This window comes from Mesorhizobium sp. SEMIA396 (genome assembly GCF_024518615.1).
Lineage (GTDB): Bacteria > Pseudomonadota > Alphaproteobacteria > Rhizobiales > Rhizobiaceae > Mesorhizobium.
This window is the reverse complement of record NZ_JANIFC010000004.1, coordinates 122375-143907: the sequence shown is the minus strand read 5'-3', so window position 1 is coordinate 143907 and position 21533 is coordinate 122375. Positions and strand designations below refer to the sequence as shown.

Sequence of the window (21533 nt, the reverse complement as noted above, 5' to 3'; positions counted from 1 at the left end):
GCCAATATGAGGAGGTCGTAATGCTCTTGGTCAGCGCTCCTATTCTTGGCTTTCCGGAAAAGGCAGCCCTGGCCAAAGTTGTCGACAGTGGGTGGCTGACGATGGGGGACCAGGTGCGAGCCTTTGAAGAGGCCTTCGCAGCCGTGCATGATGCGGTCGATTGCGTCGCCGTCAGCTCTTGCACCGCCGCCCTGCATCTCATTCTCCATGGACTTGGGATCGGCCCCGGAGACGAAGTGCTGGTTCCCTCGCTGACCTTCGTGGCGACCGCCAATGCAGTGCTCTACGTAGGAGCAACACCGGTATTCGTCGACATAGAGTCGGCCGAAGTGCCACTGATGTCCCTAAGTGACGCGGAGGCCAAATGCACCGGACGTACCAAGGCTGTCATTCTCGTCCACTTTGCCGGCTATCTTGCCGACCGGGAAGAATGGCAGAGATTTGCCCGTGTGCGAGGACTGCATATCGTCGAGGATGCCGCGCATGCTCCCGGCCTTAAGGAGGTGGGGACTTACGGTGCGGCCGCGGCCTTCAGCTTCTACGGCAACAAGAACATGACCACCGCGGAAGGTGGGGCCGTTATTGCCCGGGATGGACAGCTCCGTGAAACGATCCGCCAGGCTCGCGGACATGGAATGACCAGTGGCACACATCAGCGGTTGAACAGCCGCACGCCGCAATACGACGTGACGATGCTCGGTTTCAATTATCGCATGGACGAGTTGCGCGCCGCTATTGGCTTGGTCCAACTTCAGAATCTGCAGGAATGGAATGAAATCCGGCGCATATTGGTCGTCCTCTATCGGCGTCTGATCGCAGATTACTGCTCGGCTGTGACAGTCCCGTTCGGCAAACCGCGGACCTCGGCCTACCACATCATGCCTGTCCTCCTGCCACATGACGTCGACCGGCAAGCGGTGATCGACCATCTGCGAACGAAGGGAATACAGACCACAATCCACTATACGCCCGTGCACCAGATGACGCTTTATCGCCAAATGTTCACTGAAATCCATCTGCCGAAGACCGAGGACTTCGCGCAGCGGGAGCTGACGATTCCACTACACCCGCAAATTACGGCAAGTGCGATCGAGTCGGTGGTTGTCGCATTAGCCACGGCGATTGAAAGCAGCGGGCGTGCGGGAGCTGCGGCATGAACGCACTCGACGTGACCATGCATCGGCCCGCTGTAGCTGGCACCAGCCACGGAATTGCCAGACGCGCGATGGACATCATCCTCGCTGCAGCAGCGGGAATGGTACTCGCTCCACTGATGCTCCTGATTGCCGTTGCACTTTTTGTCGAAGGTGGTTGGCCGGTGTTTTTCGTACAGACGCGCCTGGGTGCCGGCGCAAAACCGTTTCGCATGTACAAGTTCCGCAAATTCAAGACGACAGCCGATCCTTTCGGCCTTGCGCTGACCATGAACGATGACAGCCGCATGACGCGGGTAGGCCGCTTTCTCGCGGCAACGAAACTTGATGAGCTGCCCCAACTGTGGAACGTTTTCACGGGGGACATGGCAATTGTCGGGCCGCGGCCGGAAAGCCTTGCCTTCGCCGATTGTTTCCGCGGCGGCAATGAAGCTGTCCTACAGTGGAAGCCTGGCCTGCTCGGCCCGACCCAGGTTCTCTTCCGTCACGAAGCCTGTTTTTACCCGCCCTCCCTTGATCCGCTCCTGTTTTATCGAGAGGTCCTGTTCCCGGCCAAGGCAACGATCGACCTCGCCTACTATCCGCGGCGCACGATTGCATCGGACCTCGTCTGGATAATGCGGGGCTTCAGGGCGGTTTTCGGTGTGTCCCTGCCTCCCGCGGCAAGTGGGTAGAGTTGGCAAGCGAGGAGTTTGGCATGAATGGATTGTTGTTCGTTCGCCAGTTTGACGGCTCACACGATCGAAGGAGTGCACGGTCGTGAGCTATCGCGGCAGGAAGGTCCTGGTCACCGGTGCGGATGGATTTATCGGATCCCACCTCACGGAAGCGCTGGTGCACGAAGGTGCCGATGTCACGGCACTGGCCCTCTACAACTCGTTCGACAGCCATGGCTGGCTGGATGATTTGCCCGACCACGTTCGAAGCCAGTTGCAATGCATTCGTGGCGACGTTCGTGACAGCGCGTTCATCAACCGGATCGTGCGCGGCCAGGCGGTGGTGTTTCATCTGGCTGCGCTGATTGCGATTCCCTATTCCTACGCTGCTGCCCAATCCTATGTGGAGACCAATGTGCTGGGCACCGTGAATGTCCTCGAAGCGGCACGCCACTGGGAAACCGAGCGCATTGTGCATACGTCCACGAGCGAGGTTTATGGCACCGCTCTGACCATGCCGATTCACGAATCCCACCCGTTGCAGGGACAGTCCCCCTACTCCGCATCCAAGATTGGCGCGGACATGATGGCGGCGTCTTATGCCAGGTCCTTCGATGTGCCGGTGGTCATCCTGCGACCGTTCAATACATACGGGCCGCGCCAGAGCGAGCGGGCCATCGTGCCGACCATCATAAGGCAGGCTCTGGACGAGAACTGTCCGGCGATCATGGTCGGCGACACCAGCCCTATCCGCGACCTTACCTTTGTGGAAGACACTGCGGCGGCATTTGTGGCGGCAGGGGCGGCCGAGCTTGAATTTGGCCATGCCTACAATGCCGGCAGCCAGCGCGCCGTCAGTGTCTCGGACGTTTTGGAGTTGGTGCTCGAGTTGAGTGGCACCAGGAAACCGGTACGTCGCGACGAAAGCCGGATGCGGCCGCAGAACTCCGAGGTTCGCGCGTTGCTCGCCGATTCCTCGAACCTTGAAAGTAAAGTCGGATGGCGGGCGCATACAAGCCTGCGTGACGGTCTGGAAAGAACCATCGAGTGGTGGCGTTCGCGCCTCAGCGACGGCCGCGTCCGTCGCGAAATGAGCTATATGACATGACCTTTCCGCGGCTCATACCGGCTGTGCTGCTGATGGCCGCTCTGCTGGCGCTACACACAGCCGGAAACCGGCCGAGCGGTGCGGCAGGCACGGAGCCGGCAATGGATCTGCCCGCTTACCTGAAACCTGCAACCGATCCGGCGACAGGGATCAGCTTCACTCGGATCACCCAGCCCGGAGCTCTTGGCGGCGGAATTGTCTGCGGCAAAATATATTGCAGTCATCGGTACTCGAGCGCGCAAGCGTGGAATGCCGATCAGAGCCTCCTCGTCCTCATGAACGGCTGCAACGGCATGTGCTTCCTCGACGGGAAAAACTACGTTCCTTTGTTCCATCGCAACAAGCCGGGTGAGTGCGAATGGCACCCTCGAAACGCGGACCTGATGATTTGTGTCGATGATCAGAATATCTCGACCTGGGCACCCCGCAGCAATCGTGAGGACATAGTTTTTGCCGCTGCGAAATATCGGGATCTCAAATTCGGCCCGTCCAAGGGAAATCCAAGTCGTGACGGCAGCCGCATTGCCGTACGCGCGACCCGCGATGATGGTGCTGCCGTCGCCTTCGCATATGATCTCGACCGGCGTCTGAAATACCCGGACATCAATCTCGCCCAGGTTGCCGGAACGACCAGTTCCTGCACCATTTCTCCGCTTGGAGAAAACATCCTGTGTTTCCAAAACCTGGCCGACGGCACCGAGCAGCGAGCCATTTTCGCAATCGACGGCACCTTGCGCCAGACGTGGAAGGACCATCATCGGCCCGGCCATGGCGATATGACTCTCGACGCGGACGGCAGCGAAATTTACGTCGGAATCAGCAAATCCAGCCCGGACAAATATCAGGTGATCAAACGTCGGCTGTCCGATGGAAAGGTCACGTCGCTCATGAAGTTCGGCGAGGCCGAGCATGCATCGCTGCGCGCTTTGGACCGGCCCGAATGGGCATTCATGAGTTACGGGGGCAATCCCGAGGAGGTTCGAAGCCAGCCGGACTGGGCTCCATACTCGCGCGAGGTGATCGCGCTGCGTGTCGACGGCAGTCGAGAGGTCCGACGGATCGTGCAGACGCGGAACGCTCCGTTCGATTATTGGAGCGAGACACACGCCTCCCCGTCCCCTGATGGGTCGCAAGTGATCTGGTCTAGCAATTGGGGGGTACCGGGCGGACCGGTCTACGAATTCGTCGCCCATCTCGATTGGCCGCCGCAGCCGGATCTGAATCAAAAGGAGATTGCCACCAATGGCCTTCGTTAGCCGAATTTCCTTTGCAGCACTTGTCGGATGCCTGGCCTTGAGCAGCGCAACCGCGGCCGAAGCGCCGGCCGCCTACAAGCTCTCCCCCGGCGACACGGTGGAGATAGGAATTGCCTCAATAGCGGAACGAACGCAACGCGCGGTTGTCCAGATGGATGGCTCGATCGCGCTGCCCGAGTTCGGGATGATCCCGGTTGGCGGGTTGACGCCGGCCGAATTGCAGACGCGCATGGAAGCGGTGCTGCCAACCAAGATCGTCCACCAGCGTCTGCCTGATGGACGGGAGCAAATGATCGTCATCAAGCCGAGCGACGTCACGGCCGTGATCGCGGAGTACCGGCCGATCTACGTGACTGGCGATGTGCTGACGCCAGGGCAGCAGGCTTACCGGCCACTCATGACAGTCCGGCAGGCGATTGCGGTCGCCGGCGGTTTCAGCCTTCTGCGGTCGCGGGCAAGCCAAAGCGGACCTGATCCCGTTGATCTGCGACGCGACTACGAGTCGATCTGGGGGGATTACATCAGGGACTACTTTCATGGCGCCCGCATCCGCGCCGAACTTCAGAACCAGGCAGAATTTGACATGCAGCCGCCGCAGGGCTCGCCCCTGTCGAATGTATTGATATCGGCGGTCGCGCAGGCGGAAGCGGAGGGTCTCAGAATTTCGCTGAACAATTTTCAACAGGAGCAAAGCTATCTCGACAAGACCGCCAAGGATGCCGAGGCTGAGGTCGAGGTTCTGCTCAAGCGCGAGCAGACGGAAGCGGCAGCGGTGAAACAGGATGAGGACGATCTGGCGCGGGTCACCAAATCGTTCGAATCGGGCAACCTGACCAACAGCAGGCTCGCCGATGTCAGACGTGCGGTGCTGATGTCGTCGAGCCGGGCGCTCGAGACCTCGGTCGAACTCATGAGAACGCGGCGCCAGCAGGAAGACTTCGTCAGGCAGCAGGAACGCAATGAAAATCAACGAAGGATCGGCCTTCTGAACGAGTTGAGGGACACCGACCTTCGCCTCGCCGAGACCACTGCAAGGCTCCACGCAGCCAGCCAGAAGCTTCAGCCATCAGGGGCGTCCGCTCTTCCGCTGCCGGTCGCCGGCGAAACCTTCCAGGCGCGGATCACAATAACCGGTGGAGCCGGCGACGCGTCGAGAAGTCGACCGGTCGACCAGGACACTGAGGTCGCGCCTGGAGACACCATCGAGGTGAGGTTCAGCAGCGACCTGCAGAGCGCGGCGATCCAGTAGTTGCGCGACGTGAACCGACCCGGGAACGACGGTGGCTAATGCCTCGCCTCACGGCATGAAGACGGGGCGTCGAGAAATCAAAATGGAAAAATCCAGAAAGCGGGTTTGTCGTGATTGGTGAAATGGATGTCGCCAGCGCCTACAGCACGGGCCGTACCGACTTCATGGGGCTGAATTTGGTTGTGGCGCCCGGCGTGCTCGTCCCTCGCCCGGAGACGGAATTGCTCGGCAGCACCGCCCTCAATGTGCTTCGTGAACTTAATCGGCCGGTCCCGCGTGTCGTGGACATGTGCTGCGGGGCGGGCAATCTCGCCTGCGCCATTGGATACAAGGTCCCCACCGCGCGCGTCTGGGCGAGCGATCTCACTGACAGCTGTGTCGAAACCACCTGCCGGAATGTCGCCCATCTTGGCCTGGCCGGGCGCATTTCGGTGCTGCAGGGCGACCTGTTCAATTCCTTCTCGGGTCTGGAGCTCGAAGGCACGATCGATCTGGTCGTTTGCAACCCGCCTTACATCTCCGAGAAGCGGCTCGAAAACGACCGCGCGCACCTGATGGAACTTGAACCACGTGAGGCGTTCGCTGCCGGGCCTTACGGCCTGAGCATTCACATGCGGGTGATCAAGGAGGCGCGGCGCTATCTGCGGCAAGGTGGCATGCTGCTTTTCGAGGTCGGGCTTGGCCAGGACCGGCAGGTCATGAGTTTGGTTGAGCGTTCCAAAGCCTACGAGAGCATTCGCGCGGTTGCAAACAAAGCCGGTGAAGCCAGGGTGGTTTGTGCACGGGCCAAAGCGCCAGCGTGAGCCGCGCCATTGGTTTGCGCGCTCGGTTGGGAGGACGCCCTTAAAGCGGCCCAGCGATCAGTTTTCCTTGCTGAGCACGTAACGTGCAATTCCCTGGATGGAATCGAAATTCTCAGGCAGAAGTTCACTGTCCTCGACAGTGATGCCGAATGTCTCCTCGACGAAGCCGATAACTTCAAGCACTCCAGTCGAGTCTATGATGCCCTGGTCGAGCAACGACGTTTCAACCTCCAGGGCACGCGGGTCGGCCACGTAGAAATTTGACGCCAGAAAGGCGCGTATCTGATCGCTGTAGGTGTCAATTCTGTTGTTCGTGCTCAGCATTGAATTGGCCTCCGATCCAAATGATTTCCAGGTGTCGCTTTATGAAAGCGCTATTTTCTTGAGCTTGCCCGTGTCCGTCATCGGTAGACTGGACACAATCTGGATGGACTTCGGAATCATGAAGTTTTCCAGCCGCTTCTGACATTCCATCCGCAGCTGCTTTTCGCCCATGATCGTTCCTTGCTCCATGACGACAAACGCTTTCACTGCTTGCCCTAGCAGGTCGTCGGGAACTCCAACGACCGCGGCTTCCCGTACTCCCGGGATTTCCATCAGCACGTTTTCGACTTCCCTGGGCGCTACCTTTTCTCCCCGCGATTTTATGATCTCATCGCTGCGGCCGACAAAATAGAGGTACCCTTCCTCGTCCATTCGGCAGTAGTCGCCGGTGTACAGAACCTGCTCGCCGGGCAAAGGGCCAGGCTTGAGCTTCCTCGCGGTAGCCTCCGGCTTACCCCAGTAGCCCTTCATGACCGTTGCCCCGCGAATGACCAGCTGGCCGACGACATTGGGACCGACCCTTCGGTCATCCTCATCGACAATCCACATTTCGGTGTTCGGGATGGCGATCCCCACGCTCAACGGTTTTCGCGCAAGATCTTCCGGCGGAAGATAAGTGCAGCGTTTGCATTCGGTCAGGCCGTACATCGAATAGATGCGAGCATCGGCAAACAGTTCCTGGAGCAGGCGAATGTGCTTGAGCGGCAGTGCCGCGGCAGTGTTCGTGACATACCTTATGCTTGCAAAATCATCTGCCTTCAGCGTCTTGAGATCCGACAGCGCGGCAAAGATGGTTGGCACGCCGGGAAAGCCTGTAACTCTCTCCCTTTCGATGATCGCAAGTATCTGTGCGGGGAAGGCAAACGAGCGCTCGAGGACCAAGCGCGCCCCGGTACGGAATGCCATTATCATCTGATAGAGGCCGTAGTCGAAGGCCAGGGGCAAGACATTGAGGATCACATCGTCTTCGCCAAGTTCGAGGTACGAGGCAATCGACGTGCAGGCTGCCATCATGTTCCTGTGCGTCAGCATCACGCCTTTGGGTTCGCCGGTCGAGCCCGACGTGTAGATGATGGCTGCGAGATCGATATCGATGCGGCGGCGGGCCGGCGCTTTGCCGTGGCCGGCAGCCGCCTCATCCCAGCGCACGGCATGCGGCAATCCCCGGAGCTCGGCGACGTCCACCGAACCGGAGACGATGAGCCGCCGCAGCGACGGACAGTTACGCGCCGGTTCAGTAAAGATCGGCTGCAAATGTTTGTCGGTGATCAATGCCGCCGGCAGGCAATCGTTGAGCAAATACCCCAGCTTGTCGCTCTTGGTGAGCGGATTGACGACGCACACGACGGCGCTCGCCTTGAGAACCGCCCAGAAGCTGACCACGGTCTCGACGGTGTTGTCGGCGAAGATCATGACGCGGTCACCGGGGGCGACCCCGGACGTGACGAGATGATGGGCGACCGCGTTGGAACGTGTCTCAAGCTCATCATAGGCGAGCCGGTGCCCGCCGCACACCAGCGCCACCTTGTCGCCGAGCCGGCCGGCCGAATGGCTGAGGTAGTCGTGCAGCAGAGGGACGGCGCCATGCATCATACCAGCACCTCTTCCCTGTGCAGGCGATCGACATCTATCCTGAGGTCGACCGCACGCCCGCTTGATGGACGGCTTGCGACAAACTGCTGATGGAGGAGCTGCGTCGACAGCACGCCGACCAACGCCATATTGTCCGAGTTGGACAGATCGCCATCGCCGGTCTTGGCAGCGCATTTGCCCAGCAGGCGCGCGACCGAGTTCGGATCAAAGACATTCGCCGCGCGCAGGGCAGTCTCAGAGAGTGCTTCGCGGACATAGGCGGGTGCGCTATCGCCCATGAAGCAAAGTGCGTTGGGCGCCCGGTAGGGCTGCTTCTTGCGGGCCACGACTTCCGCGGGGACGATCGATTTCGCCACACGCTTCAGCACGTGTTTCTCATCCAGAATGCGCAGCTTGTAGTCGGCCGGTAGCGAATTCGCCAAGGTCACGAGCCTGTCGTCCAGGAACGGGAAGCGCCCCTCGACGGAGTGGGCCATCAGCATCCTGTCACCCTGAGAGGAGAGCAGGTAGCCCGACATCAGCGTCCTGATCTCAAGATACTGGTCCTGCGCGAGAGGACCCCATCGTGGAAACTCTTCGGGCAGACGGCAGAGCAGGTCCGCCACTGCGTCGTGGCGCGCCGCTTCGGCATGCATGTCGGCCGAGAACAGCCGTTTGATGGCGCTGGTGGTGCGCCAGCGGGTGTCATGCGCGAAGCCGGGCGCGCCAAATGCATGGATACCGTGTCCGAAGAACTGGCGCGCCATCGCCTGCTGCTTGACCGGCGAGCGGCTCAGATAGGGGTAGAGGCGTTCCAGCAGTCGCGCGCGTCGGGCGGATGCGGGCTGCCGCCCCCAGAAGCGGCGGACCTTGCCTTCACGGAACAGGTCGTAGCCGGCGAACATCTCGTCGGCCCCCTCGCCGGTCAGCACGACCTTGATGCCATGTTCGCGCACCAGCCTCGAGAGAAGGAACAACGGCGCCGGCGCGGTCCTGAGAATCGGACGCTCGGCATGACGGATCACATCCGGGAAGATGTCGGCGATGTCACCGCGCGAAACCATCACCTCGTGGTGCTCGCCGCCGCTCGCACCGGCAACCAGCCGCTGGTAACGGGTTTCATCATATTCGGCGTCAGCAAAACGCAACGAGAAAGTCTGGAGCGGCGCGCCGGCGAAGCGCCTCCCGAGCATGGCGACAAGTGAGCTGTCGAGCCCGCCGGAAAGGTAGCAGCCGACCGGCACGTCCGCCTTGACCATTCTAAGCGCCGTCGCGGCCTGCAAGGCGCCGCGCACTTCGTCCACCGCATCCTCCAGCGAGCCCCTGAAGGTGCCATGGGCCAGGTCCTCGCTCTCGGGATAGCAAGGTTTCCAGAAAGCGTGCTCACGAACGCTGCCATTGTCATAGATGCGGACATGGCCGGGGGTAAGTTCCTGTATCCCCTGAAATACGCCTTGCGGCGGTACGACCGTCCACAGCGTGAAAGTCTGGTCGACCCCCGCCGGATCGAAGGCCCGCGGTATCGCCGGGTCGGCTGCGAAGATGGCCTTAACTTCGCTGGCGAAATGCAGGCGGCCAGCGTGTTCGCACAAATGCAGCGGGCAGATGCCGAACCGATCGCGCGACAGGACGAGGCGGCCTATCAGCGAGTCCCAAATGGCGAGTGCCCATTGCCCGTTCAGCCGCTCGAACGCGCCCACACCCCAGGCGCGGTAGGCATGCACGACGACCTCCGTATCGCTGCGGGTGCGGAAACGATGTCCCAGGGCTATGAGTTGGTCACGCAGCTCGACGTAATTGAAGATCTCGCCGTTGAAGACGATCCAGGTGGTATTGCCTGTGTCGGCGAGAGGCTGCTGTCCGGTCGAGAGATCGATGACCGACAGGCGGGTATGCGCCAGCCCCGCTCGCCTGTCGCGGTAAAGGCCGCTTTCGTCCGGACCTCGATGGGAGAGCGCGGCTGCCATTCGTAGAAGCGCGGCTCGTGAAGGAGGCTCCGCAGCCGCGTTCAGCGCCACAATTCCGGCGATGCCGCACATGGGTCAATCCCTGTCCATCGCAGCGGGCAGCTGCGGCCGTGCGTGAAGATAGCGGGCGGCGCGGCGTTTGCTGACGATATCCTTATAGACCTTCTCGACCTGCTCGGCGGTGAGGCCAGCGGCGGCGGCAACCACGCCGGCCGAAATTCCGTGATTCATGCCATAGAGGCACAAATCCATCAACTGATAGGGCAAAGCGAAGTAGAACTCCTCCTGGGTTTGCGCCATGGAAAACGTGTCCGTGGTCGGCGGCCTTGTTCGGACCTCATTGTCAATACCGAGATACTCCGCCAGCTGGTAAACCTGGGTCTTGTAGAGATGGACGATAGGCATCACATCGGCGATGCCGTCGCCCTGTTTGACGAAGAAGCCCTGGTCATATTCGAGCCGGTTTGGCGTGCCTGCCACTGCATAGTTGAGGCGGTCCGCATGATAATACTCGGTCATCTTGCGAACCCGCTGCTTGTAGTTGGTGGCAGCGACGATCTGCAGGTAAGCCGCCGGCGACAGACGCACGGTGTCGATCTTTCCGTGCGGATCCTCGACCGTAAGGCGCGTGATATTGAGGCCGCTGCTCTCCAGCACCGATGCCATGACCAGCTTGCATTTCCAGCCTTCGCCATATCCAGGGACGGCAGTTCGGATGGCCTCGATCTGTCGGGCGTATGCGCCGATGCCTTCAAGCGCCGGCTCGATATCTTCAAGGATTGTGTCGATGCCAAGCTGCCCGGCGACACTGCGGCCAAGCCTCAACGAGTCGCCTGACGAATGGCGCTCCGGCATGAACAGGCCGAGCACCTTGTCCTTCCCGAACGCCCGTGCGCACAGCGTTGCGACGACCGAACTGTCGATGCCTCCGGAGAGCCCGACGACCACTCCGCGACGCCGTTGTGTGCCGAGAACCTGCTCGCGCAAAGTCTCGACGATGCGATCGATCTCCAGCCGGGCATCGAGCGCCAACACATCGCTGCTGAATTCCCCGATCAGGTCGATGACACTGCCTCCTGTTGGCGTGACTCGACTGAAGAGTAGGTCTCGGTCACAGCGTTTTCGATGAGCGGGCGATTGATGGTCAGATGGGGCTCCACGACCATGTCGATGTGAGTGCCGGCGATCGGAATGACGTCCAGATGGACGAATGCCCGGTCCCACCCGAGTGCAAGCGGCATTCCGGGCCGCGCGCAACGGAACAAGGTGCCGGTGATCGGCAGTATCGGCCTGGGTTCTGCCAGCCATCGGAAGAAGGCGCGCGCCCGCAGAACCTCCTGCAGTTCCAGTTTGGTTCTGAAGCTCGTCGGGTTGAACTGACCCTCGGCATAGCGGTCGAGGAAGCTGGCAAGCCGGGATTCGCAGTGCATTTTGACCGCGACCTTGGCAAGCGCGCGGCACGCCACCCGACTAGCCGATATACGATTGGTTCGGATCCGGTGAAATGTCCGGGTAATGGTCTCCCAACGCTTGCTGCGCTCGCCAACCAGACTGGTATCCAGAATGCCCGTGAACGCTACCGCTCGCCCTTGATCAAGCAGACGCGCGGCAACCTCAAAAGCGACCGCTCCTCCGAGCGAGTGGCCAAGCAGGCGAACACAGCCGGTAGGCTGCACGCGGTTGATATGATCGATTGCAGCTTCGACCATTGCGGCGACAGTGTTCTGACCTTGCAGGATCATGCCCAGGGCCGGATATCTGATGGGAGACACCCTGGCGACCTTGCTTATTGCCGATGCGAACGAAGCAAGGCTCGGACCATAGCCGACCGAACCGGGGAAAAGGAAAAGCAGTGGAGGCTCGTGTTTCCAGGCAGGCGCGTGCTCGCCGCCTCCTTGAGCGGAAATGACCGCTGCAACCATCTCATCGAAGCTCATTCCAACCGTGAAGGCTTCCAATCCGAGCTCCTGCCCGATCGCGCTTTCGATTTCCATCACGCAATGCAGCAGCTTCAGCGAATCTCCCCCCGCTTCATCCCAGCAGCCCAGGGCGACCCGCGTCTTGAGGACCTTGGTCCAGGCACGCCGTACGATCTGATGAGCCGGAACTTCATTTCCCGCATGGGGGATTTGCGGTGGGGGCGTTGTTTCCCGAACCGAAAGGTCGATTGCAGCCAGCATTGCCATATCGATCTTTCCGCTGGCCAGTCGCGGTATCTCGGCGCTTGCATGGAGCCGCAGCGGGCAAAGCGCCGGCGGCAATTTTGTCCTGGCAAGTTGGCGCAGCTCGTCGCAAAAACTGGCTCCCGCCCCGCCGTGCGGGACGGCGAACGCAACCAGTTCATTCGCCGGGGTGACGATAACCACGGCATCCTTCACCGACGGCGCGCCACGCAGAACCCGTTCGAGTTCGGCCGGCTCAACGCGCCGCCCATTGACCTTTATCTGGCGCCCTTTGCGACCGATGATCCGCAACAGGCCATCACTCCCAATTTGCACAAGATCGCCCGTCGCAAAGATACGAAGCGTCTGGTCGTCGGGATCTATTTCAAACGGAACGACTGCCCCATTTTCCCAATATCCGAGTGCGACATACGGGCTTCTGATCAACAGTTCTCCGATCTTGCCGGGCTGAACCGGGTAACCCTCTTCATCGACCACTGCGAAGCTGATACCCGGAAGCAGCCAACCGACGGGAGCTGAGGAATCGAATTCCGGCCAATCGTGCGGCAAGAACCACTGCGATCCAGTCGTTTCCGTCGATGAATAGCCGATCTGCACCAGGCAAGTTGGCGGGACAGCCTTGCGCACCAGGCGGATGTCGGTCGAGGACACCTTCTCGCCTCCAATTCGGGCAACCCTGAGTGAACCAAAGGCGTCCGCGGGCTCATCCGCCAGGAGAGCGCGAAGCAATGCCGGCACCAGATAGGTGATCGTCACGCCTTCCGATTGCATGCGGCCGCGAACCGCGCGTAGGCCGACGGCTTCGACCTCCACAAGCTGCAACGTAGCACCCGTAAGAAGAGCGGCAAGTATTTCCCGACAACCGGCGATGGTTGCCGGGCCGGTCATGGGCAAGAAAACATCCTGCGCATTGATGTGGCACGCGTCGACATATTGCTGCACCCGGCACAGCAAGCTCCGCTGGCTGTTGACAATTCCCTTGGGGCGGCCCGTGCTGCCGGAGGTATAAAGCACGATTGCCGGTGCATCGACAGAAACGGTACGGTGTCCAGCTGGACGAAGCGTTGCCTGCAACGATTGCGCTATCTCGATCCGGGCAACGTGCTGGGGCAGATCAAGGCCGTGGAGGCCTTTGTCGCCAATTATGGCGGAGAGCCTCGCGTCGGCGACGATTTCGTTGATGCGCGAGTCCGGATCTCGCACGTTAAGCGGCACCGACGGTCGACCGGATGCCATGCTGGCCAGCATCGCAACGGTGTACCAGACCGAGTTGGCCTGAAGTATTCCAACCGCATTTCCGTCGGGGACGACGGCTTCAATCCGGCTGGCCAAGGCCTCGACCGCCCGAAAAAGCTCGGAATAGGTCAGTCGGTTGGTGCCGTCGCTGGCGGCTAATTTTTCGGAATAACGCCCGGCGATTTCCCTCAGGTGATCAAAGACCGGAATATCGACGAAGCCAGTTCCCATCCGTTGATGCAGACGTAGAACGGGCCCGCCCTCGTCAAGAGCATGATCGGGAACTTTTGACCATCGACAAGAGACCACCGCTTGGTAGTCAGTCTGCACCGTTTGAATCGCCCTCGAAGATTCTAAATGCGCCAGAGACATAAGGGCCCCACGCTAGGATTGTTGCCGCTTATCGCCCCGCGGCATGATCTTTTCATCAATCATTCGGATGATGCGCGAGGCGGTCTTGATCGCTTAAATCGTTCGAAGTTGAGCATGCCAGCCTGCGCTCGCTCGGCTGTGCTACCTTACCGAAGTGTCGGGCTGTGCGCTGCGGTCCGCTTCGCCAGTGCCTGAAACGAAGCAGTATGCGAATACTTCCCCTCCAAGCTCATCCGTGACACGAACCCAGTTGTTTTCCCATGTCCTCAGGGTAACCTGGCGTCCTGTTGATATAGTCGCCGCCGTGAACGGGCTGGACGCATTGACATTACTCGCCGCAACCACGTCGTCCCCTTCCATTTGCTCTACCAGGTATGTTTGCATCACTGCTCCTGACTGCAGGGCATGGCCGGTTCAATTGCGTGTAGCTGGAGGCATGACCTTCCAACCGCAGGGAACGGATTTCGTTCCATGCAATAGGCAACCCTGCCGCCGGCAGTCAGCGTTCAGTCGCCCCGCCGCCCTGGCAGGACCATGGCCTAGCCGCTGAATGACTTGGTCAGGACTGAGCTATACTTTGGCGGAGGTGGACCCTCGCGCTGCGCCGCATACTTCTGGAACAGTGCAATCTTGTCGGGATAAGTAATCCGGATTTCGCTGTGACACCCCTCGCAGCGATATTTGGATGCAACCTGAAACCAGCGCCCGGGTTTCAGCAAAGCCAATCCGCAACGCGGGCATTTGAACGTCATTTCAAGAGGGCATAGATTCTGACACAGCGGCATTTTCGCAACTTCCATAAGAGATATCTAATGTTAGGCAACGGCAGCCGGCCGGAATCGTTCCTAGACGCCGTTCTTTTCGTCAGGCCGATGACCAACCCGGACGCCGGGAGACCATTTGCCCGCGATGCCAGCTTGACTGACGCAGGCCTGAACTCAGGCGCATCCCGCTTTCATGGTGACGTCGCGCCTGAGCGCCGATCGAACGGTCGTCAGAAGGTTTTGTGGGAACTTGTCACCGGACCTCGGCACCGAGCGTGATCGCTTGGGGCGACGACGGGCCGCACGGTCGACGACACGACCTCTAATCCGGACGCCGAAACAGCGCCGCGCGCCAGCACAAGAAGGACGAAAGCAGCGCAACCAGGCGGCACTCCTTGAGCATCTCGCCTATACCGGTGCGCTCGACAGCCGCGATCCCGACCGAATTGATATGGATATGGAGGCGCTATTGAAGAGAACCGACGCATCCCTTGGGGAATGCGTCGGTTCCAGAAGCTTACGCGTGGCGGATTTCCGTTCCCAGCACCTTCAAACATTCGCGGATGAACGCAGCAAGCGCCGTCCAGCCTTTGGCAGAAACCATTGTCCCGTCCACATAGGCCTCGGTCGGCGACAGGTCGATATAGGTGCCACCCGCCAGTGTCACTTCAGGCTCGCAGGCGCCGAGTGCTGCGACCTTCTTGCCACGCACCACGCCGTCGACAGCGATCAGGATCTGCACACCGTGGCAGATGGTGAAGATCGGCTTCTTGGCCTCGTGGAAATGGCGCACGATCGCCTGCACGCGCTTGTCGGTGCGGATGTATTCCGGGCCGCGGCCGCCCGCGCAGTAGACGGCATGATATTGATCGAGCTGCCTCTCAGCTTCCGAGAAAGTCTTGTTGATCAGCGCATAGTGGCCGAGCTTTTCGGTGTAGGTCTGGTCGCCCTCGAAGTCGTGCAGCGAGGTCTTGATCAGATCTCCGGCGTTCTTGTCCGGGCATACCACGTGGATGGTGTGGCCGACGGCTTCCATGGCTTGCTGATAGACAAAGATTTCGTATTCTTCGGTGAACTCACCGGTCAGCATCAGTATCTTTTTGCCTGGCATGGCTCTTCCTCTCAGTGTTTGAGCTAGGCAAGGCGCAGACCGCGCCCTGCCTTTCGGTGAAATCGGATAGGGTTAGAATGGCGAGTCAGGGAAATAGTATTCCTTGGCGTTGGCTTGGGTGATCAACGGCGCGTCGAGCTTGACGGTGCCACGGACGGGTGCCTGGCCGATCAGGTTGGCGACGGTCATGTAGATCGCGGTCTTGATCATCGACGGCGGATATGGCGTCTCGACCGGCGTCATGGCGTCGCCGTCGATCACCTTCTTGACGATGTCCTTCATGCCGTTGCCACCGAGCGCCAGCTTGATATCGGTCCGGCCCGATTGCTTGACCGCCTCGAGCACGCCAAGCAGCATGTCGTCGTCATTGGCCCAGACCGCATCGATATGCGGGTACTTGGCCAAATAGTCCTGCATCAGCTTGAAGGCCTCGTCGCTGTTCCAATGCGCGTACTGGATGTCGAGGACTTTCAGGTTCGTACCCTTGATCGTGTCCTGGAAGCCCTTGATGCGCTCGTCGTCGATGACGGTCGGAATGCCGCGCAGCACAACGACGTCGCCCTTGCCGCCGAGCTTGTCGATCATGAACTTGGCTGTGTTGGTGCCAACCGCGATATTGTCGCCGGCGAGGTAAAGATCCTGGACGGAGGCGTCAGTCAGACCGCGATCGACGACGGTGATGAACGTGCCCATGTCCTTGATAGCCTTGACCGGCTGAGTCAGCTCTTCCGAGCTGTAAGGCAGGATCACCAAAGCGTCCAGCTTGCGGCTGGCCGACAGGTCCTCAAGCGCGCTGACCTGCTCCGCCGCGGACGGCGACGTCTTCACGACCACTTCGACGTTCGGGAACGCGGCATTGATTTCCTTGGCCGCCGCTTGTGCGTGATAGACGATGCCCGCCGTCCAACCGTGGTCGGCTGCCGGTATCGACACCGCGATGACCTTCGTGTCTTGCGCCATGGCCTGGCCGGCCAGCAGCAGCGCGCCAAGTGTCGCCGCCGCAATCCATTTTCTACTGAACATTGTCTTCTCCCTTGGACCTACAAGAACGTTGATCCGCGTGGTCCGGACGCGGCGCTATTTCGAATTCGAAAACCGCTGGATGAGCATGGCGATGATGATGATGACGCCCTGAACAGCGGCGACGAGGTATTCGGAGACGAAGTCCGACAGCACCATGAGGTTGGCGATGAGCTCCAGGATGACGGCGCCGGCGACTGTTCCCCACACATGGCCCTTGCCGCCGCGCAGCGCGGTGCCGCCGATTACCACTGCGGTGATGACCTGCAGTTCCCAAAGCTGTCCGGTCGTCGGCGTTGCGGCGCCCAGGCGCGGCACGTAGCAGATCGCGGCAATGGCCACGCAGACACCCTGGACGATATAGGCGACGGTCCGTGTCCTGATCACCGAGATGCCGGAATAACGGGCGACATCCTCATTGGCGCCGACCGCCGCGCATTTGCGGCCGTATTTCATCTTGTACAGGATGAAGGATGCGACCGCGGCGACGGCGATGGATATGAGGATTGGAACCGGGATGCCGGCAACCGTGCCGAAATAGACAGGCCGGTAGGCCTCGCGCAGCGATCGGTCGATTGGTATCGTGCCGCCGTCGGTCAGATAGGTTATCAGCGCCCGGAAAATCCCCATCGTGCCCAGCGTTGCGATAAACGGTTCGATCCTGCCGACCGTGACGATGAGGCCGTTGGCAAGCCCGCACAGCAGGCCGACCAGGATCGCCACCGCCATGCCGGCGGGAATAGCCCAGATACCGGCATGCGGCGCCACCGTGTTCATGAACATGATGGTGATGCCGGTGATGAAGGCGGCCATCGAGCCGACGGAAAGATCGAGCCCGCCGGACGAGATCACAAATGTCGCGCCGACCGCGATAATGGCGATGAAGGCGCTGCGAGTGATGACGTTGGCGAGATTGGTGGCGGACAGGAAATCGGGGTTGATGAGGTAACCCACGACCAGGAGGGCCGCCAGCGCAAGGAAGGGTCCGACGTCGGTCCAACTGACATTGAGATCCAGGGCGCGACGCCCGGGTGCGGATTCGGTCATGACAGCCATTCTGTGCCTCCCTTGGCTTTTGGCCCTGGCTTGGGGCCACTGGTCGCCAGTACCGCCACGTTGCTTTCGGTCATTTCGGCGCCGCTGACCTCGCCGGTGATGCGGCCTTCGCGCATCACCAGGATGCGGTCGCAGATGCCGATCAATTCCTGCATCTCCGAAGAGATGACGATGCAGGCCTTGCCCTTCGCCACAAGCTCCTGGATGAAGGCATAGATCTGCGCCTTGTTGGCGATGTCGATGCCACGCGTGGGCTCGTCGATAATGACCACCGAAGGATCGGTCAGCAGCACCTTCGCCAGCAGCAGCTTCTGCTGATTGCCCCCGGAAAGCTGGCCCGCTTTGGCGCCGAGGCTCTTCAGCCTGATGTCATATGCCTCCACGGCCTGTTCCAGGGCCTCCGCTTCGCGGCGCCGACCCATCGAGAGGCCGGGATGGAACACACCGAGCGCCGACAGCGTCAGGTTAGGCGCCAAGCGCTCCTGCAGCAGCAGTCCCTTGCCCTTGCGATCCTCGGTCAGGTAACCGACGCCGGCGTCGATCGCCGCGCGCGGCGATTGGAAATGGATCGACTTGCCCTCAAGTTCGACCTTGGCGGCCGCCGGGCGCAGGCCGATAATGCCCTCGAAGAGTTCGGTTCGGCCAGCGCCGACCATGCCGGCGAACCCGAGGATCTCGCCTTTGTGGACCGTGAACGACACGTCCTCCGCATAGCCGGGAACGGAGGCGTTCCTCACGCTCAGCATCGGTACATCCGAAGGCGCTGCGGTCCTTTCAGGATAGAGTGCGGCCAGTTCGCGACCGACCATCAGCCGCGCCATATCCATCTGGCTCAGCGTCTTGCCGGGATAGATGCCGACCATCTTGCCGTCGCGCAGAACGGTCACCTTGTCGGCCACCCGTTGCACCTCGTCCAACCGGTGGCTGATATACAGCACGGCGATGCCGTGAGCCTTCAGTCGCAGGACGATCTCCAGCAGGCGCTCGACCTCGCCACCGGTCAGAACGGCGGTCGGCTCGTCGAAGATAACCAATTTATAGTCGTCAAGCAGAGCGCGAGCGATCTGCACCATCTGCCGGTCTGCCAGCGAGACGTCGCGCACCAGTGCCCTTGGCGAGACCGCGCAGCCGATCTGCTCCAGTTTCTCGGCCGCCAGCCGGCGCATGGTGCGGTCATCCACGACAAGGCCACGCGAAAGCTCTCGCCCGAGAAACAGATTGTCGGTGACCGTGAGCCCCTCGGCGAGCAGGATCTCCTGGTGAACCAAAGCGATACCGGCATCCTGTGCCTGGCTGGGCTTGGCAAATTTCACCGCATGTCCGTTCATCGACAATGTGCCGTGGCTTGGCTCGACATAGCCGGACAGCAGCCGCATCAACGTCGACTTGCCGGCACCGTTCTCGCCAATGATGGCGTGGATCTCACCGGGCAGGACGTCTAGGGTGATGTCCGACAACACCGTCACCGGGCCGTATTGCTTGGACAATTGCTGGGCGCGCAGCACCGGTTCGAGCGAACCATGCGCATTGCTGGACAACGTGCTCCCGCCCTCCCCGGCGATATTCGCGGCAATGGACATCCGTTCCGACCTCAATCGAATGCCGGGAGCAGGCGATCGCGCGAGTGCTCTATATGGATGCGCATCGCCTTTGCGGCGGCATCGGGATCGGCAGAGCCGAACGCGGCAAGAATCGCCTCGTGTTCGTCAAGTGCCTCTTCGGTCACACGTGCATGAAACATCAGGCGGAAGATGTGGAAGTGCGTGTGCTGGTGGCTCAACGTCTCGCGGATGAGTTCGTTTTGAGAAAACTCCAAGATCTTGTCGTGGAAGATCGCATCCTGCCTGGCGAAGTTCGAATAGCGTACGCGATCATCCTTGCCTTCGCGGCGTGACATCACGCCGGCGGCTTCGAGCAACACATTGAACTTGGCCTCGTCCATCATTGCGGCGGCCTTCGCGGCGCCGTGCGGTTCGAGCAGCAGACGCATTTCGTACAATTCGTCGAAACGGCGCCGGGTGATCTGGGGTGCGGCACGATAACCGATCAAATGCGTCTTGAGCACGAGGCCTTCGCCTTCGAGCCGGCCAAGGGCTTCGCGGATCGGCGTGTGCGAGACGTTGAATTCCTTGACCAGGCTATCGACTGTAATGCGTGAGCCTGGCGGGATTTTCAGCGCCATCAACTGCGCGAAGATGGCTTCATAGACATCTTCGACGAGACTGTTGGCGCGCTGGATGCGACCAGCTCCAATGGTGGCGTCGCTTGGGTCGGGTAAGTTTGCGGTCTGCATATTTTGCCTCTTGACAGTGAGGACTGCTAACACGATGGTTCCGTCGATGCAATCCTATATCCTATACGATTTTAAAGCGGATATTTTGTAGGGGCGAGAGACACGCTCTTAGACCGTCCGATCCAAGCCCAGTTCAATGCCTCCGTTTCCAGTCAGCCGCCGTCAAAGGACCGATCATGACCCTCTTCGCCGCCCTGCGGTTGCCGCGTGAAATCCTGTTCGGGAAAGGGCAGCGCCATGTGCTGCCGACGGTCGCCGCCCGGTTCGGCCGACGCGCGCTGGTCTGCACCGATGAGCGTTTCGCGGGCACAATGGTATTCGCCGACATCATCAAGTCCCTTCAGTCAGCCTCGATCGAGGTTCTGGTGCATGATCATGTTCTGCCCGACGTGCCACGCGACACGGTCGGCATCTGTGTCGAGGAAGCGAAGGGGTTCAGACCGGACATTGTGATCGGCATCGGCGGCGGCAGCTGTCTCGATTTCGCCAAATGCACCACCCTGCTTCTCAGCCATGGCGGCAAGCTCCAGGACTATTACGGGGAGTTCAAGGTGCCGGGTCCGACACTGCCGCTGATCGCCGTGCCCACCACGGCCGGCACCGGCTCCGAGGTGACGCCGGTCGCGGTGATTTCCGACCCGGACCGGACGCTCAAGGTGGGCATATCGAGCCCTCACCTTATCGCCGCCGTCGCTCTGTGCGATCCCGAGTTGACAATGACCTGTCCGCCTGGCCTGACCGCGATCGCCGGCGCTGACGCGCTGACCCATGCGATCGAGGCCTTCACCGCCATGCGGCGCGGTGAAGACCCCAATCTGCCGCAACAGCATGTCTTCATCGGCAAGACTGCGCTGACCGACCATTTCGCGTTGCTCGCCATAAAACTGCTTGGTCGGAGCCTGGAGAAAGCCTGCAGCGACGGCACCGATGCCGACGCGCGCGCCGATGTCATGATGGGCGCGCTCGCGGCGGGCTGCGCATTCGGCACCGCCGGCACGGCGGCGGCGCATGCCGTGCAATACCCGGCAGGCGCCCTCACCCACACCGCCCATGGTTTGGGCGTGGCGACAATGATGCCTTACGTGATGACCTATAACAGCCGCGTCGCCGCTCACGAGATGGCAGAGATCGGCGCGGCACTTGGCTTGGAGACCAAGGCCAGAACCGCCGCCGAGATGGCAGCCGCCACAATCGAGGAGATCAGGCGATTGTTCGCGGCGATCGGTATTACGCCGACACTGGCGGATTTAGGCCTCCCCGCCGATAAGCTTGACTGGACAGCCGAGCAAGCGCTCGGCATCGACCGCCTGATCAAGAACAATCCGCGTGCCTTCGATCTCGGCACGATGCGACGCCTCGTCCAGGCTGCCCATGACGGCGACCTCGCCGCCTGCGTTATGTGAAAAACG

General features: G+C 60.8%; 17 protein-coding genes. 7 read left to right on the top strand and 10 right to left on the bottom strand.

Going from position 1 to position 21533, the window contains the following annotated elements; translation table 11 throughout:
- The first annotated feature begins 20 nt into the window (after positions 1-20).
- The 6 genes from NP503_RS12745 (at position 21) to NP503_RS12720 (ending at position 6226) form a co-directional block, all read left to right on the top strand.
- A complete protein-coding gene (locus NP503_RS12745) occupies positions 21-1157 on the top strand; it encodes a DegT/DnrJ/EryC1/StrS aminotransferase family protein (RefSeq protein WP_127267499.1) in 1137 nt (378 codons plus the stop codon).
- Positions 1154-1828 (top strand): sugar transferase, encoded by a 675-nt coding sequence (locus tag NP503_RS12740; RefSeq protein ID WP_127267500.1) that lies wholly within the window; start codon positions 1154-1156, stop codon positions 1826-1828. The genes NP503_RS12745 and NP503_RS12740 overlap by 4 nt, the downstream gene beginning before the upstream one ends.
- An 85-nt stretch (positions 1829-1913) precedes the next feature.
- Positions 1914-2918, top strand: coding sequence for an SDR family NAD(P)-dependent oxidoreductase (locus NP503_RS12735; protein WP_127267501.1), 1005 nt, complete (start codon positions 1914-1916; stop codon positions 2916-2918).
- A complete protein-coding gene (locus tag NP503_RS12730; protein ID WP_127269814.1) occupies positions 2915-4174 on the top strand; it encodes a hypothetical protein in 1260 nt (419 codons plus the stop codon). Before NP503_RS12735 ends, NP503_RS12730 begins: the two co-directional genes overlap by 4 nt.
- 37 nt (positions 4175-4211) lie before the next feature.
- Positions 4212-5423, top strand: coding sequence for a polysaccharide biosynthesis/export family protein (locus NP503_RS12725; protein WP_236383137.1), 1212 nt, complete (start codon positions 4212-4214; stop codon positions 5421-5423).
- A 110-nt stretch (positions 5424-5533) separates the two neighbouring features.
- Complete coding sequence (locus tag NP503_RS12720) at positions 5534-6226, top strand: class I SAM-dependent methyltransferase (RefSeq protein ID WP_127267487.1); 693 nt, start codon at positions 5534-5536, stop codon at positions 6224-6226.
- A 57-nt stretch (positions 6227-6283) separates the two neighbouring features.
- On the opposite strand, the gene NP503_RS12715 is transcribed toward NP503_RS12720, so the two are convergent.
- From NP503_RS12715 to NP503_RS12670, 10 genes are all read right to left on the bottom strand, one after another.
- Positions 6284-6550 (bottom strand): acyl carrier protein, encoded by a 267-nt coding sequence (locus tag NP503_RS12715; protein WP_027036262.1) that lies wholly within the window; start codon positions 6548-6550, stop codon positions 6284-6286.
- Positions 6551-6589: 39 nt separating this feature from the next.
- A complete protein-coding gene (locus NP503_RS12710) occupies positions 6590-8143 on the bottom strand; it encodes a class I adenylate-forming enzyme family protein (RefSeq protein ID WP_164748773.1) in 1554 nt (517 codons plus the stop codon).
- Positions 8140-10161, bottom strand: coding sequence for an asparagine synthase (glutamine-hydrolyzing) (gene asnB / locus NP503_RS12705; RefSeq protein ID WP_127267488.1), 2022 nt, complete (start codon positions 10159-10161; stop codon positions 8140-8142). Before asnB ends, NP503_RS12710 begins: the two co-directional genes overlap by 4 nt.
- Positions 10162-10164: 3 nt before the next feature.
- Positions 10165-11148: an NAD(+) synthase gene (gene nadE, locus NP503_RS12700; RefSeq protein WP_256754971.1), complete on the bottom strand. Its 984-nt coding sequence runs from the start codon at positions 11146-11148 to the stop codon at positions 10165-10167.
- Complete coding sequence (locus NP503_RS12695) at positions 11145-13880, bottom strand: AMP-binding protein (RefSeq protein WP_372958884.1); 2736 nt, start codon at positions 13878-13880, stop codon at positions 11145-11147. The genes nadE and NP503_RS12695 overlap by 4 nt, the downstream gene beginning before the upstream one ends.
- A 1281-nt stretch (positions 13881-15161) precedes the next feature.
- Positions 15162-15755, bottom strand: a complete 594-nt coding sequence (locus tag NP503_RS12690; protein ID WP_013533129.1) for a DJ-1/PfpI family protein — start codon at positions 15753-15755, stop codon at positions 15162-15164.
- A 72-nt stretch (positions 15756-15827) separates the two neighbouring features.
- Positions 15828-16778, bottom strand: coding sequence for a substrate-binding domain-containing protein (locus NP503_RS12685; protein WP_127267871.1), 951 nt, complete (start codon positions 16776-16778; stop codon positions 15828-15830).
- Positions 16779-16832: 54 nt separating this feature from the next.
- Entirely contained in the window at positions 16833-17822 is a 990-nt protein-coding gene (locus NP503_RS12680) for an ABC transporter permease (RefSeq protein WP_236383218.1), read from the bottom strand.
- Positions 17819-19411, bottom strand: coding sequence for a sugar ABC transporter ATP-binding protein (locus NP503_RS12675; protein ID WP_127267873.1), 1593 nt, complete (start codon positions 19409-19411; stop codon positions 17819-17821). Before NP503_RS12675 ends, NP503_RS12680 begins: the two co-directional genes overlap by 4 nt.
- An 11-nt stretch (positions 19412-19422) precedes the next feature.
- Positions 19423-20124 carry a GntR family transcriptional regulator gene (locus NP503_RS12670; protein WP_127267874.1) on the bottom strand — a complete coding sequence of 234 codons (702 nt, stop codon included), beginning with the start codon at positions 20122-20124 and terminating at the stop codon, positions 19423-19425.
- A gap of 176 nt (positions 20125-20300) precedes the next feature.
- Between NP503_RS12670 and NP503_RS12665 the strand changes: the two genes are divergently transcribed.
- A complete protein-coding gene (locus tag NP503_RS12665; protein ID WP_127267875.1) occupies positions 20301-21527 on the top strand; it encodes an iron-containing alcohol dehydrogenase in 1227 nt (408 codons plus the stop codon).
- Positions 21528-21533: the final 6 nt, after the last annotated feature.

What these genes read in the sequence shown, in the direction of transcription:
- NP503_RS12745 (WP_127267499.1), top strand. Translation starts at nt 21, where the DNA reads ATGCTCTTGGTCAGCGCTCCTATTCTTGGCTTTCCGGAAAAGGCAGCC.
- NP503_RS12740 (WP_127267500.1), top strand. Translation starts at nt 1,154, where the DNA reads ATGAACGCACTCGACGTGACCATGCATCGGCCCGCTGTAGCTGGCACC.
- NP503_RS12730 (WP_127269814.1), top strand. Translation starts at nt 2,915, where the DNA reads ATGACCTTTCCGCGGCTCATACCGGCTGTGCTGCTGATGGCCGCTCTG.
- NP503_RS12715 (WP_027036262.1), bottom strand. Translation starts at nt 6,550, where the DNA reads ATGCTGAGCACGAACAACAGAATTGACACCTACAGCGATCAGATACGC.
- NP503_RS12710 (WP_164748773.1), bottom strand. Translation starts at nt 8,143, where the DNA reads ATGATGCATGGCGCCGTCCCTCTGCTGCACGACTACCTCAGCCATTCG.
- asnB (WP_127267488.1), bottom strand. Translation starts at nt 10,161, where the DNA reads ATGTGCGGCATCGCCGGAATTGTGGCGCTGAACGCGGCTGCGGAGCCT.
- NP503_RS12695 (WP_372958884.1), bottom strand. Translation starts at nt 13,880, where the DNA reads ATGTCTCTGGCGCATTTAGAATCTTCGAGGGCGATTCAAACGGTGCAG.
- NP503_RS12690 (WP_013533129.1), bottom strand. Translation starts at nt 15,755, where the DNA reads ATGCCAGGCAAAAAGATACTGATGCTGACCGGTGAGTTCACCGAAGAA.
- NP503_RS12685 (WP_127267871.1), bottom strand. Translation starts at nt 16,778, where the DNA reads ATGTTCAGTAGAAAATGGATTGCGGCGGCGACACTTGGCGCGCTGCTG.
- NP503_RS12680 (WP_236383218.1), bottom strand. Translation starts at nt 17,822, where the DNA reads ATGACCGAATCCGCACCCGGGCGTCGCGCCCTGGATCTCAATGTCAGT.
- NP503_RS12675 (WP_127267873.1), bottom strand. Translation starts at nt 19,411, where the DNA reads ATGTCCATTGCCGCGAATATCGCCGGGGAGGGCGGGAGCACGTTGTCC.
- NP503_RS12670 (WP_127267874.1), bottom strand. Translation starts at nt 20,124, where the DNA reads ATGCAGACCGCAAACTTACCCGACCCAAGCGACGCCACCATTGGAGCT.
- NP503_RS12665 (WP_127267875.1), top strand. Translation starts at nt 20,301, where the DNA reads ATGACCCTCTTCGCCGCCCTGCGGTTGCCGCGTGAAATCCTGTTCGGG.